Here is a 13,081-nt window from a genome sequence, read left to right on the forward strand (position 1 = left end):
ATGAGGGGAATGCCCACACCCATGGCAACGACCATGTTCGACAGCGTCCTGATCGCCAACCGCGGCGAGATCGCGGTCCGCGTGATCCGGACCCTGCGCGCCCTCGGCATCCGCTCCGTCGCCGTCTACAGCGACGCGGACGCCGACGCCCGGCACGTCCGCGAGGCCGACACGGCCGTACGCATCGGCCCGGCGCCGGCCGCCGAGAGCTATCTGTCGGTGGAGCGGCTGCTGGACGCGGCGGCGCGGACCGGTGCGCAGGCGGTCCACCCCGGCTACGGCTTCCTCGCGGAGAACGCCGGCTTCGCGCGGGCCTGCGCGGACGCGGGGCTGGTCTTCATCGGCCCGTCCGCCGAGTCCATCGAGCTGATGGGCGACAAGATCCGCGCCAAGGAGACGGTGCGCACGGCCGGCGTCCCGGTCGTCCCCGGCTCCTCCGGCAGCGGCCTGGACGACGACCAACTGGCCGCCGCGGCACGGGAGATCCGGCTGCCCGTGCTGCTCAAGCCGTCCGCGGGCGGCGGCGGCAAGGGCATGCGGCTGGTCCGCGACGAGGCGCTGCTGGCCGGCGAGATCGCCGCCGCCCGCCGTGAGGCCCGCTCCTCCTTCGGCGACGACACCCTCCTCGTCGAGCGCTGGATCGACCGGCCCCGGCACATCGAGATCCAGATCCTGGCCGACGGCCACGGCAACGTCCTCCACCTCGGCGAGCGCGAGTGCTCCCTGCAGCGCCGCCACCAGAAGGTCATCGAGGAGGCGCCCTCGGTCCTGCTGGACGAGGCCACCCGCGCCGCGATGGGCGAGGCGGCCGTCCAGGCGGCCCGCTCCTGCGGCTACCGCGGCGCCGGCACCGTCGAGTTCATCGTCCCCGGCAAGGACCCGGCCTCCTACTACTTCATGGAGATGAACACCCGCCTCCAGGTGGAGCACCCGGTCACCGAGCTGGTCACGGGCCTGGACCTGGTGGAGTGGCAGCTGCGGATCGCGGCCGGTGAGCGTCTCCCCTACGCCCAGGAGGACATCACCCTCACCGGGCACGCCATCGAGGCGCGGCTGTGCGCCGAGGACCCCGCGCGCGACTTCCTGCCGACCGGCGGCACGGTCCTCGCACTGCACGAGGTCCAGGGTGCGGGAGTGCGTACGGACTCCGGCCTCGCCCAGGGCGTCGAGGTCGGCAGCCGCTACGACCCGATGCTCTCCAAGGTCATCGCCCACGGCCCGGACCGGGCGAGCGCGCTGCGCCGGCTGCGCGCCGCGCTGGCGCAGACGGTCACCCTCGGCGTGACCACCAACGCCGGTTTCCTGCGCCGGCTGCTGGCCCACCCCGACGTGGTCTCCGGCGAGCTGGACACCGGCCTGGTGGAGCGAGAGGCGGCCGGTCTGACCTGCGGCGAGGTGCCGGACGAGGTGTACGCGGCGGCCGCGGCGGTGCGGCAGGCCGCGCTGGAGCCGCAGGTGGCCGAGGGCGGCTGGCGCGACCCGTTCGCCGCGCCCAGCGGCTTCAGGCTCGGCGGCGAGCCCGCGCCCGTCCGCCACTGGCTGCGGGTGCCCGGCCATGACCCGGTGGCCTGGGACGCACCGCCGCGCTCCGCGGCCGGGCAGGTCGAGGCGGACCGCGTACGGGTCACCGTCGACGGGGTCCTGCACACCTTCCACCGCAGCGGCGACTGGCTCGGCCGGGACGGCGACTCCTGGCAAGTGACCGATCACGACCCGGTGGCGGCGGCGCTGCGCGGGGCCGCGGGCGGGCACGGCGCGGACACCCTGGCCGCCCCGATGCCGGGCACCGTCACCGTCGTCAAGGTCGCCGTCGGCGACGAGGTGACCGCCGGGCAGGGCCTGCTGGTGGTGGAGGCGATGAAGATGGAGCACGTCATCTCCGCGCCGCACGCCGGGACCGTCACCGAACTGGACGTCACGGTCGGCACGACCGTCGCCATGGACCAGGTCCTGGCCGTGATCGCGCCCCATGAGACGCCCGAGGGCGGACAGGAGGGGGCGTCATGACCGCGGCCGGACTGCCGATGGAGATCCGGGCGGAGGGCCTGCCCACCCGCGTGCGGATCCACGAGGTCGGCGCGCGCGACGGCCTGCAGAACGAGCAGGGCGTCGTCCCGACGGAGCTCAAGGCCGAGTTCATCCACCGGCTCGCCGACGCGGGCCTGCCGACCGTCGAGGCCACCAGCTTCGTCCACCCCAAGTGGGTACCCCAACTCGCCGACGCGGAACGGCTGTTCCCGCTGCTGGGCGATCTCGACCCGCACCGGCTCCCGGTGCTGGTGCCCAACGAACGCGGACTGGACCGTGCGCTCGCCCTGGGCGCCCGCCGCATCGCGGTGTTCGGCAGCGCCACCGAGTCCTTCGCCAAGGCCAACCTCAACCGCACGGTCGACGAGGCGCTGGCGATGTTCGCGCCGGTCGTCGCCCGCGCCAAGGACGCCGAGGTGCAGGTGCGCGGCTACCTCTCGATGTGCTTCGGCGACCCCTGGGAGGGCCCGGTGCCCCTCGCGCAGACCGTCCGCGTCTGCCGGGAGCTGCTGGAGATGGGCTGCGACGAGCTGAGCCTGGGCGACACCATCGGCGTGGCCACCCCCGGCCACGTCCAGCACCTGCTCGCCGCGCTCAACGAGGCCGGCGTGCCCACCTCCCGGCTGGGCGTGCACTTCCACGACACCTACGGGCAGGCCCTCGCCAACACCCTCGCCGCGCTCCAGCACGGCGTCACCACCGTCGACGCCTCGGCGGGCGGCCTCGGCGGCTGCCCCTACGCCAAGAGCGCCACCGGCAACCTCGCCACCGAAGACCTCGTGTGGATGCTGCACGGCCTCGGCATCGAGACCGGCGTCGACCTGGACCGGCTGGTCGCCACGAGCGTGTGGATGGCCGAGGTCCTGGGCCGCCCGAGCCCCTCGCGCACCCTCCGAGCCCTCTCCCACAAGGAGTGACCATGTCCCTGGACCACCGTCTGCCCGATGAGCTGGAAGAACTCCGGCGTACGGTCGAGGCGTTCGCGCATGACGTCGTCGCCCCGAAGATCGGCGAGTACTACGAGAAGCATGCGTTCCCGTACGAGATCGTGCAGGAGATGGGCCGGATGGGCCTGTTCGGCCTGCCGTTCCCCGAGGAGTACGGCGGGATGGGCGGCGACTACCTCGCCCTCGGCATCGCCCTGGAGGAGCTGGCCCGGGTCGACTCGTCGGTGGCCATCACCCTGGAGGCCGGCGTCTCCCTGGGCGCCATGCCGGTCTACCGCTTCGGCACCGAGGAGCAGAAGCGCGAGTGGCTGCCCAAGCTGTGCAGCGGGGAGGTCCTCGGCGCGTTCGGCCTCACCGAACCGGACGGCGGCTCGGACGCCGGCGCCACCCGCACGACCGCGGTGCGCGACGGCGGAGACTGGGTGATCAACGGCAGCAAGTGCTTCATCACCAACTCCGGCACCGACATCACGGGCCTGGTGACGGTCACGGCGGTGACCGGCCGCACCGACGACGGCAGCCCGCAGATCTCCTCGATCATCGTCCCGTCCGGCACGCCCGGCTTCACGGTCGGCGCCCCGTACTCCAAGGTCGGCTGGAGCGCCTCGGACACCCGCGAGCTGTCCTTCTCCGACGTCCGGGTCCCGGCCGCCAACCTGCTGGGCGAGGAGGGCCGCGGCTACGCCCAGTTCCTGCGCATCCTCGACGAGGGCCGGATCGCCATCGCGGCGCTGGCCACCGGCCTCGCGCAGGGCTGTGTGGACGAGTCGGTGGCGTACGCCAAGGAGCGGCAGGCCTTCGGGCGGCCGATCGGCGCCAACCAGGCGATCCAGTTCAAGCTCGCCGACATGGAGATGCGCGCCCACACCTCCCGGCTGGCCTGGCGCGACGCGGCCTCCCGCCTGGTGCTGGGCGAGCCCTTCAAGAAGGAGGCGGCGCTCGCCAAGCTCTACTCGTCCGAGATCGCGGTGGACAACGCCCGTGAGGCCACCCAGATCCACGGCGGCTACGGCTTCATGAACGAGTACCCGGTCGCCCGGATGTGGCGCGACGCCAAGATCCTGGAGATCGGCGAGGGCACCAGCGAGGTCCAGCGCATGCTGATCGCGCGGGAGCTGGGTCTTACGTCCAGCGCGTCATAGCCCAGCCGTCACCATCAAGCCCGTGAAAATCAAGCCCGTCCGGCGTTTGAGGACGGACCTTGTGTGCCGCCGGGCCGCACCCGCAAGCGCGGCCCGGCGACATCACCGGCTCAGGCCGCCGGCCACGGCACCTCCGCCGACCGGTAGTAGTTGATCCCCAGCTCGTCCCACCGGGGCCCTTGCGCCGCCAGCCGGTACTTGTACGTCTCCCAGTCGTGCGTGTCCGCCGGCGACCACCCCAGCTCCGCGATGCCCGGCAGCCGCGGGAAGGCCATGTACTCCAGGTGCGCCGAGGTCGACAGGGTCTCGGTCCACATCGGCGCCTCGACGCCCAGGACCGACTCCCCGGGCGCCCCCGCCAGATAGGCCCCCGGGTCCCAGTCGTAGGAGCGCTTGGCGTCGACGTACCCGGCCCAGGACAGGCCCAGCTGCGTGTTCTTGTCGTACTTCATGTCGAGATAGGCGCGGTCCGCGGGCGAGAGGACCAGCCGGGTGCCGCGCTTGGCCGCGTCGGCGACCTGGGCGCGCTCGTCCGCGCTCGTCTTGTCGTAGCCCCAGTACTGGGCGACGGCGCCCTTCGCGGGGTGCGCCCCGGTCAGCTGGTGCCAGCCGATCACGGTCTTGCCGTACTTGGCGACCACCGGCTGCACCTTGTCCATGAAGGCGACGTAGTCCTCGTGGCTGGTGGAGTGCGCCTCGTCCCCGCCGATGTGGAGGTACGGGCCGGGCGTGAGCGCCGCGATCTCACGGATGACGTCGTCGATGAAGTCGTACGTCACCTTCTTCGGCACGCACAGCGAGCTGAAGCCGACGTTGGTGCCGGTGTAGAGCGGCGGCGCCTGGCCGTTGCAGTTGAGCTCGGCGTAGGAGGCGAGCGCGGCGTTGGTGTGGCCCGGCATGTCGATCTCGGGGACCACGGTGAGGTAGCGGTCGGCGGCGTAGCGGACGATCTCGCGGTAGTCGTCCTTGGTGTAGTGGCCGCCGGGGCCGCCGCCGACCTGGGTGGAGCCGCCGTAGGTCGCCAGCCGCGGCCAGCTCTCGACGGCGATCCGCCAGCCCTGGTCGTCGGAGAGGTGCAGATGCAGCTTGTTGATCTTGTACCTGGCGAGCTGGTCGATATAGCGCTTGACCTGGTCGACGGTGAAGAAGTGCCGGGAGACGTCGAGCATCGCGCCGCGGTAGTCGTAGCGCGGGGAGTCGGCGATGGTGCCGCCGGCGATCCGCCAGGGGCCGGGCTGGGCGCTGCGCCGCTCGATGCCGGCGGGCAGCAGCTGGCGCAGGGTCTGTACGCCGTGGAAGAGGCCGGCCGGGCGGGCGGCGCTGAGGGTGACCGCGCGGGCCCCGGAGGTCAGGCGGTAGCCCTCGGCGCCCAGGCCCTTGGCGCCGGGGCCGCCGAGCCGGAAGACGATGCCGTCCGGCCGGTCCTTGGTCGTCACGGGGAGCTCGAAGCCGGTGGCGGGCCGCAGCAGCCCGGCCAGATAGCCGGCGATCCTCCTGGCCTCCGGGGAGCCGCCGGGCACCCTGATCCGGGTGCCCTCGCCGAGGGTGAACGCGCTGCCGGCGCTGTGCACGGACGCGGGCGCGGGGACCACCTGGTCCAGGGGGGTGGCGGCCGGGGCGCCGCCGCCCCGGGGCGGTACGGCGGCGGTTCCCAGCCCCGCCGCCGCGACCAGCAGCAGCGAGAACAGCAGTCTGCGTCGTCTCATCGACGGTCCCTTCGGCGAACGTCGTACATGGCAGCGTGCGTGGCATCGTGCATGGCATGGAGCGACGGAACGGTGACCATGCGTACCGCGAGCCTGGATCAGGGGTCAAGGTGTAGACCACTTTCCCGCACCCAAATCGGGGACCTGCCCGATTCCGGGCAGATTTCTTGCGAATCCTCGCGCCGCCCCGCAGTATCTACGGGTGCTCGAACGCCGAAACCGCAGCGCAGAAGCGCCGCACGACGACCTGGTGGACCACCTGGTGCGCAGCACACCGCTGCAGCGCGGTGAGGCCGCCCGGGTGGTGCTCGACGTGCTGGCGTACTTCGACGAGACGACGGAGGAGTTCGTCCGCCGGCGCCACCGTGAGCTGCAGTCCCAGGGGCTGCGCAACGAGGAGATCTTCGAACGGATCCGCCACGAGATGCCGCACCGGGCCGTGGCCCCGCCCGATCTCTCGGCCCGCCAGCTGCGCCGCCTCGTCTACGGCTGACGCCCCGCAGGGCGCCGGGCACCGCAACCGAAGCAACGCCTTCAACCGGCATAACGTCTTCAACGGACACAACGTCTTTCTCGGAGGGTCTCTGTATGTGCGGGATCGTTGGATATATCGGCAAACGTGATGTTGCTCCGCTGCTCCTCGAAGGCCTCCAGCGCCTGGAGTACCGCGGCTACGACTCGGCCGGTATCGCCATCCACTCCAGCGGCACCGGCAAGGCGGCGGGCCTGAAGACCGCCAAGGCCAAGGGCCGGGTCCGCGAGCTGGAGTCCCGCCTGCCCAAGCGCTTCGCGGGCACCACCGGCATCGCGCACACCCGCTGGGCCACCCACGGCGCCCCCACGGACGAGAACGCCCACCCGCACCAGGACGCCACCGGCAAGGTCGCCGTCGTCCACAACGGCATCATCGACAACGCCGCCGAGCTCCGGGCCCGCCTGACCGCCGACGGCGTGGAGTTCGCCTCCGAGACCGACACCGAGGTGCTGGCCCACCTGATCGGCCGCTCCCAGGCCGAGAAGCTGGAGGAGAAGGTCCGCGAGGCACTGCGGCACATCGAGGGCACGTACGGCATCGCGGTGCTGCACGCCGACTTCACCGACCGCATCGTCGTCGCCCGCAACGGCTCCCCGGTCGTCCTCGGCATCGGCGAGCACGAGATGTTCGTCTCCTCCGACGTCGCGGCGCTGGTCTCGCACACCCGCCAGGTCGTCACCCTCGACGACGGCGAGATGGCCACCCTCAAGGCCGACGACTACCGCACGTACACCACCGAGGGCTCCCGTACGACGGCGACGCCGGAGACCGTCGAGTACGCGGCCGAGTCGTACGACCTGGGCGGCCACGACACCTACATGCACAAGGAGATCTCCGAGCAGGCGGACGCGGTGGACCGCGCGCTGCGCGGGCGGATCGACGACCGCTTCTCCACCGTGCACCTCGGCGGCCTGAACCTCGACGCCCGCGAGGCGCGCGCGGTGCGCCGGGTGAAGATCCTGGGCTGCGGCACCTCGTACCACGCGGGCCAGATCGGCGCGCAGATGATCGAGGAGCTGGCCCGGATCCCCTCGGACGCCGAGCCGGCCTCCGAGTTCCGCTACCGCAACCCGGTCGTGGACCCCGACACGCTGTACGTGGCGGTCTCCCAGTCCGGTGAGACCTACGACGTGCTGGCCGCCGTCCAGGAGCTCAAGCGCAAGGGCGCGCGGGTGCTGGGCCTGGTGAACGTGGTCGGCTCGGCGATCGCCCGGGAGACCGACGGCGGCATCTACGTGCACGCAGGACCCGAGGTCTGCGTCGTCTCCACCAAGTGCTTCACCAACATGGTGGTCTCCTTCGCGCTGCTCGCCCTGCACCTGGGCCGCATCCGCGACCTGTCCGTCGCGGACGGCAAGCGGATCATCGAGGGCCTGCGCAAGCTGCCCGGCCAGATCGACGAGATCCTCAAGGGCGAGGAGGACATCAAGAAGCTGGCGGCCCACTACGCCGACGCCAAGTCGATGATGTTCATCGGCCGGGTGCGCGGCTACCCGGTGGCCCGCGAGGCCTCGCTGAAGCTCAAGGAGGTCTCCTACATCCACGCCGAGGCCTACCCGGCCTCCGAGCTCAAGCACGGCCCGCTGGCGCTCATCGAGCCCGCCATGCCGACCGTCGCCATCGTCCCGGACGACGACCTGCTGGAGAAGAACCGCGCCGCGCTGGAGGAGATCAAGGCCCGCAGCGGCCGCATCCTCGCCGTCGCGCACCAGGAGCAGGAGAAGGCCGACCACACCGTCATCGTCCCGAAGAACGAGCCCGAGCTGGACCCGATCCTGATGGGCATCCCGCTCCAACTGCTCGCCTACCACACGGCGTTGGCCCTGGGCCGGGACATCGACAAGCCCCGCAACCTCGCGAAGTCGGTGACGGTGGAGTAGCTCCACCCAGGGGCGGTGGCGTCGCGCGTGCCACCATACGCGCGACGCCGCCGCCTCCCCTTCGCCGGCATCGGCCATACGCCGGCGGGATGCCGCCGCCCCGGGAACCGTCACCTCCCGGCCGGCAGCACGCAGTTGCCGTGTGCGCGGCCGCCCGGGCCCGTGCATGCGGCGCGCCCACGTGACCGTTTTCTACCCCTCACAAGGGCACAATCCACCTCTGCGGGAGGCGGAGATGGGGAGATCGGCCGCACGGAACGTCCACGACGCCCCCTCAACTGCGGGCGGTGTGCGAAGAGATGGCCACGCGCGAGGAACCGGGATCAGCCGGCGCGCGGTCAGGGAATGACGATCACCGGGCGCTGCGCCCGGCGGGCCAGCCGGCCGGCGACCGAGCCGAAGATCCGGCCGACGATGCCATGGGTGGAGCCGACCACGATCGCGTCGGCCTCGTACTCCCGGCCGACCTCCTCCAGCTCGTGGCAGATGTCCCCGCCCCGCTCGACGAGGATCCAGGGCACCTCGCTGAGATGCTCGGCACAGGCGAGCTCCAGGCCGAGCACCTCGGTGCGGTGATCGGGTACGTCGACGAAGACCGGGGGCTCGCAGCCCGCCCAGACGGTCGTCGGCAGCCGGTTGGCCACATGGACGATGATCAGTCCGGCGCTGTGGCGCCGCGCGATACCGATTGCATACGCCAACGCCCGCTCGCTCGACATGGAACCGTCGAAGCCGACCACGACGCCGTGCCGGAACGCGGGGTCGCAGGAGTGTCGTGGCTCTTCCGCCGCTTCCAGGTCCGCCGTTGGATCGGCGACCTGCTTGCGGTCCGCTGGTTCGGGGAATTCGTGACCGGCCATTGGTGTCTCGGCGAGGACGTCCTCTTGCGGAGGGGCGAACGGGGAACGGCGATTGACTTGATCCGGCAGTTGACTGAGCTGGCTCTATCGAGGTGCGGTAGCCATAGTTCAAAGAGGAACAATACGACTGGGAATCATCTTCCCAAGCCGATACCCCAAGAGTACGGCGCTACTCCCCCGCTGCCCAGAGCCCGCCGCGAACGCCGGGCGCCCACGCGAGGCGGAGGGCGGCGCGGAGTGGCCTCGAACGTTCCCCGGAGCATGCCGGAGCGTGGCCCGTATGGCAATGCCCCGGCCTGCCCCCGTACGTACCCCTCGTGGTGACCCGTGATCGCCGACGGCGTTGTAGTAGCAGCCCGTCCGAGGGGAGTACGAGGTGCGGTTGCGGCCCGACAGATCACCGGACCCAGTGAGCGACGTCGTGCGCTGGGGCGCGTTCGGCTGCGCCCTGGTGCCCCTGGTCCTGATCGTCAGCGGCGCCCCCTGGGCCGGCGCGGCGGGCACCGGGGCCGGCCTCGTGGCGGTGACCTGCGCCTGCCGCGCACTGCTGCGGCGGTCCGAACGCAGCGGTGCGCGGGCCCGTCCCCACGACGCCGGACGACACCGGGACAGAAAGGGACGTTCGGCACCTCCGGCGCGCAGGGGCGGACGCCATTCCGAAGGGCGTACGCCGGCCGACTGAGGCGCCCGCAAGTCTGCGTGCGACCGTTTTCAGCCAACTTCCGGGCCACCCCCTCACCTTGCCCCGAACCCCCCTCAACCCTTGTGTGAGCAGGGAGGAAAGGACCGCTGGGCATGGTTGTGTCCTACTGCGAACGGGCAGAGCCGAGACGCGTACTTCCCATGCAGGCCCGACGAGTGGAACGCTTCGTGATCGAATGCTTCGCGCCAAGTTGCCATATCGACATACCAGCGGGTGGTGAACTTGGCACTCCATCCTCACGGAACACAGTAGATTCGATCTTGGTAGTTACGGCGGGGGAACTGTGCAGGACCGAGAGGGCGAGACGACCGAGGGGGGCTTAAGTGCCATGAGCCAGGACTCCGCTGCCGTACCAGATGCCGCACGCAAGCTCGCCGCCCGACGACGCCGCGAAATAGTCGCGGTGCTCCTCTTCAGCGGCGGACCTATTTTCGAGAGCTCCATTCCGCTCTCGGTCTTCGGCATCGACCGACAGGACGCCGGCGTTCCGAGGTACCGGCTACTTGTGTGCGCGGGCGAAGATGCACCTTTGCGCACGACCGGGGGGCTGGAGCTGTCAGCCCCCTACGGGCTGGAGGCGATCTCCCGTGCCGGGACGGTCGTCGTACCGGCCTGGCGTTCCATCACCCAGGCCCCACCGCCCGCCGCGCTCGACGCGCTGCGCCGGGCGCATGAAGAAGGGGCCCGGATCGTCGGGCTGTGCACGGGGGCGTTCGTCCTCGCCGCGGCCGGACTGCTCGACGGCCGACCGGCCACGACCCACTGGATGTACGCGCCGACGCTCGCCAAGCGTTATCCGTCCGTCCATGTGGACCCCCGCGAGCTCTTCGTCGACGACGGCGATGTGCTCACCTCCGCGGGGACCGCGGCGGGCATCGATCTGTGCCTGCACATCGTGCGCACCGACCACGGCGCGGACGCCGCGAACGCGCTGGCCCGCCGGCTCGTCGTGCCGCCCCGCCGGACCGCCTCCGATCTGGGGCACCAGCGCTACCTCGACAGGTCATTACCAGAAGAGATCGGCGCCGACCCGCTCGCCGAGGTCGTCGCCTGGGCGCTGGAGCACCTCCACGAGCAGTTCGACGTGGAGACGCTCGCCGCGCGCGCCTACATGAGCCGGCGGACGTTCGACCGACGGTTCCGCTCCCTCACCGGGAGCGCCCCCCTGCAGTGGCTGATCACACAGCGGGTGCTGCAGGCCCAGCGGCTGCTGGAGACCTCCGACTATTCGGTGGACGAGGTCGCCGGGCGCTGCGGGTTCCGCTCCCCGGTCGCCCTGCGCGGCCACTTCCGCCGGCAGCTGGGCGCCTCGCCCGCGGCCTACCGCGCGGCCTACCGCGCGCGCCGGCCGCAGAACGGGGGACCCGAGCCCGCGCTGCGACCGGAGCGGGCCGACCGCGCCGAGCGGCCGGAGCGGGAGCGGGCGGCGCTGGGGGCGGGCGGCGCGGAGCGGTTCTCCGCCGCCGCGCTGGCCGGCCACGGTCTGGCGACCGCCGAAACGGGCGATCCGGGCAAACCGCAGTCGGACGTGTATGCGTCCCGGCTGCCGGAGACCCCGGTCGGCCGCGGTGCGGGACGGCCCGTGCTGCCCGGACAGCGCGAGCGCCCCGTAGGGTGAGATGTATGAACGATCGCATGGTGTGGATCGACTGCGAGATGACCGGACTCTCGCTGGCGAATGACGCGCTCATCGAGGTGGCCGCGCTGGTCACCGACTCCGAGCTGAATGTGCTGGGCGACGGGGTGGATGTGGTGATCCGCCCCCCGGCCGAGGCACTGAGCACCATGCCGGAGGTGGTGCGCCAGATGCACACGGCCTCCGGGCTGCTGGCGGAGCTGGACGGCGGGACGACGCTGGAGGCGGCCGAGGCGCAGGTGCTGGCTTACATCAAGCAGCATGTGCCGGAGCCGGGGAAGGCGCCGCTGTGCGGCAATTCCGTCGGCACCGACCGTGGCTTCCTGCTGCGCGACATGCCGACGCTGGAGAGCTACCTCCACTACCGGATCGTCGATGTGTCGTCCGTGAAGGAGCTGGCCCGGCGCTGGTTCCCGCGGGCCTACTTCAACAGTCCGGACAAGAACGGCAACCACCGGGCACTGGCGGACATCCGCGAATCCATCGCGGAGCTGCGCTACTACCGGGAGGCGGTGTTCGTGCCGCAGCCCGGCCCCGATTCGGAGACGGCCAAGGCCATCGCCGCCAAGCACGTCCTGCCGGCCGAACCCCAGCCGGCACCGCAGTCCGCACCGTCGTCGTAGGACAGCCGGTGCTGTCTTCCGGGTCACGGCCTGACCTGCCGTGACCCGGAGGACACGCCCGCGCCCGCCAGGTTCGAAACCTGGGCGCGAGCACCCCTCCGGACCCTGTACACTTTTTCTCAGCCGGTGGGGAAAAAGAACCACACAGCACCGGTCATGGTGGGTATAGCTCAGCTGGTAGAGCACCTGGTTGTGGTCCAGGATGTCGCGGGTTCAAGTCCCGTTACTCACCCCACTTCAAGGCCCCCGACCTCAGGTCGGGGGCCTTGAACGTTTGCGGGCGCGGGAGCCGGGCGGCGCGGTTCAGTAGCCGACGTTCAGTAGCCGACGGTGAAGCGCTCGCCGATGTGCCGGGGGCGCTCGATCTCGTCGAGGAGGGCGACCGCGTAGTCCTCGGTGGAGATCTTGCTGGTGCCCTCCGCGTCGGTGACCAGATCGTCGGTGGCGGTGCGGTAGCCGCCGGTGCGCTCGCCGGGTGCGATGGTGGCGGCCGGGCTGAGGTTGGTCCAGCGCACATCGGTCACGGAGCGGTAGAAGTCCAGCGCGTCGCCGTGGGCGTGCATGATCTGGAGCAGGAACTCGGGCAGGCCCTCCGCGTCCCAGACCTGCTTGCCGTCCGGGGTGCGCAGCGAGCCGGCGCCGCCGACCGCGATCAGCCGGGGCGCCTCGCCGCCGAGGGTGCGCAGACCGGCGACGAGGGACTCGGCGGCGGGCCTGATGGTGGCGATGTGGCCCGGTCCGTCGCCCCCGCCGACCGCGCTGACCAGCACGTCCCGGCCCTTGGCAGCGGCGGCGACGGAGGCCGGGTCGAGGATGTCGCCGGTGGTCACGGTCAGGTTCGGGTGGCTCGTGGTGATCTTCGCGGGGTCGCGGACCACCGCGGTGACCTGGTGACCGCGCTGGAGGGCCTCGTGGAGGATGCGGCTTCCGATGGCGCCGCCGGCCCCGAAGAGGGCGATCGTGGACATGGTGTCTCCCAAGCTGTTCTCGGTGTCCGGTGGTCGGCGTGTCCGGGTCTGCG

11 protein-coding genes and 1 tRNA gene are annotated in these 13,081 nt (G+C 71.5%); 9 read left to right on the forward strand and 3 right to left on the reverse strand.

Translation table 11 applies throughout. The features are described 5' to 3' along the window. The first annotated feature begins 21 nt into the window (after positions 1-21). From ACWD6P_RS23065 to ACWD6P_RS23075, 3 genes are read left to right on the forward strand one after another with little or no spacing between them, the layout of a single operon-like run. A complete protein-coding gene (locus ACWD6P_RS23065; RefSeq protein ID WP_451446035.1) occupies positions 22-2,007 on the forward strand; it encodes an acetyl-CoA carboxylase biotin carboxylase subunit in 1,986 nt (661 codons plus the stop codon). Further along, positions 2,004-2,945 (forward strand): hydroxymethylglutaryl-CoA lyase, encoded by a 942-nt coding sequence (locus ACWD6P_RS23070; RefSeq protein ID WP_451446036.1) that lies wholly within the window; start codon positions 2,004-2,006, stop codon positions 2,943-2,945. Before ACWD6P_RS23065 ends, ACWD6P_RS23070 begins: the two co-directional genes overlap by 4 nt. 2 nt (positions 2,946-2,947) lie before the next feature. Then, entirely contained in the window at positions 2,948-4,117 is a 1,170-nt protein-coding gene (locus ACWD6P_RS23075; RefSeq protein WP_451446037.1) for an acyl-CoA dehydrogenase family protein, read from the forward strand. A 110-nt stretch (positions 4,118-4,227) separates the two neighbouring features. Here ACWD6P_RS23075 and ACWD6P_RS23080 read toward each other — a convergent pair whose 3' ends face one another. Continuing rightward, positions 4,228-5,823: a beta-N-acetylhexosaminidase gene (locus ACWD6P_RS23080; protein ID WP_451446038.1), complete on the reverse strand. Its 1,596-nt coding sequence runs from the start codon at positions 5,821-5,823 to the stop codon at positions 4,228-4,230. Between the two features lie 202 nt (positions 5,824-6,025). Between ACWD6P_RS23080 and ACWD6P_RS23085 the strand changes: the two genes are divergently transcribed. Next, positions 6,026-6,316 carry a hypothetical protein gene (locus ACWD6P_RS23085; protein ID WP_451446039.1) on the forward strand — a complete coding sequence of 97 codons (291 nt, stop codon included), beginning with the start codon at positions 6,026-6,028 and terminating at the stop codon, positions 6,314-6,316. 95 nt (positions 6,317-6,411) lie between these two features. After that, complete coding sequence (gene glmS / locus ACWD6P_RS23090; RefSeq protein WP_451446040.1) at positions 6,412-8,238, forward strand: glutamine--fructose-6-phosphate transaminase (isomerizing); 1,827 nt, start codon at positions 6,412-6,414, stop codon at positions 8,236-8,238. Positions 8,239-8,576: 338 nt separating this feature from the next. Here glmS and ACWD6P_RS23095 read toward each other — a convergent pair whose 3' ends face one another. Then, positions 8,577-9,098 (reverse strand): universal stress protein, encoded by a 522-nt coding sequence (locus tag ACWD6P_RS23095; RefSeq protein WP_451446041.1) that lies wholly within the window; start codon positions 9,096-9,098, stop codon positions 8,577-8,579. Between the two features lie 409 nt (positions 9,099-9,507). On the opposite strand from ACWD6P_RS23095, the gene ACWD6P_RS23100 reads away from it, so the two are divergent. The 4 genes from ACWD6P_RS23100 (at position 9,508) to ACWD6P_RS23115 (ending at position 12,295) form a co-directional block, all read left to right on the forward strand. After that, complete coding sequence (locus ACWD6P_RS23100) at positions 9,508-9,780, forward strand: hypothetical protein (protein WP_451446042.1); 273 nt, start codon at positions 9,508-9,510, stop codon at positions 9,778-9,780. A 349-nt stretch (positions 9,781-10,129) separates the two neighbouring features. Further along, positions 10,130-11,419, forward strand: a complete 1,290-nt coding sequence (locus ACWD6P_RS23105) for a GlxA family transcriptional regulator (protein ID WP_451446043.1) — start codon at positions 10,130-10,132, stop codon at positions 11,417-11,419. 5 nt (positions 11,420-11,424) lie between these two features. Then, positions 11,425-12,060, forward strand: a complete 636-nt coding sequence (orn, locus tag ACWD6P_RS23110) for an oligoribonuclease (RefSeq protein WP_451446044.1) — start codon at positions 11,425-11,427, stop codon at positions 12,058-12,060. Between the two features lie 159 nt (positions 12,061-12,219). After that, positions 12,220-12,295 (forward strand) — tRNA-His (locus ACWD6P_RS23115). Positions 12,296-12,377: 82 nt separating this feature from the next. On the opposite strand, the gene ACWD6P_RS23120 is transcribed toward ACWD6P_RS23115, so the two are convergent. Beyond that, positions 12,378-13,028 (reverse strand): NAD(P)-dependent oxidoreductase, encoded by a 651-nt coding sequence (locus ACWD6P_RS23120; RefSeq protein WP_451446045.1) that lies wholly within the window; start codon positions 13,026-13,028, stop codon positions 12,378-12,380. Between the last annotated feature and the right edge of the window lie 53 nt (positions 13,029-13,081).

It is taken from the genome of Streptomyces sp. NPDC002446 (genome assembly GCF_053595675.1).

Coding starts and splice junctions, on each gene's coding strand:
- glmS (WP_451446040.1), top strand. CDS start 6,412: ATGTGCGGGATCGTTGGATATATCGGCAAACGTGATGTTGCTCCGCTG.
- ACWD6P_RS23105 (WP_451446043.1), top strand. CDS start 10,130: ATGAGCCAGGACTCCGCTGCCGTACCAGATGCCGCACGCAAGCTCGCC.
- ACWD6P_RS23080 (WP_451446038.1), bottom strand. CDS start 5,823: ATGAGACGACGCAGACTGCTGTTCTCGCTGCTGCTGGTCGCGGCGGCG.
- orn (WP_451446044.1), top strand. CDS start 11,425: ATGAACGATCGCATGGTGTGGATCGACTGCGAGATGACCGGACTCTCG.
- ACWD6P_RS23070 (WP_451446036.1), top strand. CDS start 2,004: ATGACCGCGGCCGGACTGCCGATGGAGATCCGGGCGGAGGGCCTGCCC.
- ACWD6P_RS23120 (WP_451446045.1), bottom strand. CDS start 13,028: ATGTCCACGATCGCCCTCTTCGGGGCCGGCGGCGCCATCGGAAGCCGC.
- ACWD6P_RS23075 (WP_451446037.1), top strand. CDS start 2,948: ATGTCCCTGGACCACCGTCTGCCCGATGAGCTGGAAGAACTCCGGCGT.
- ACWD6P_RS23095 (WP_451446041.1), bottom strand. CDS start 9,098: ATGGCCGGTCACGAATTCCCCGAACCAGCGGACCGCAAGCAGGTCGCC.
- ACWD6P_RS23065 (WP_451446035.1), top strand. CDS start 22: ATGGCAACGACCATGTTCGACAGCGTCCTGATCGCCAACCGCGGCGAG.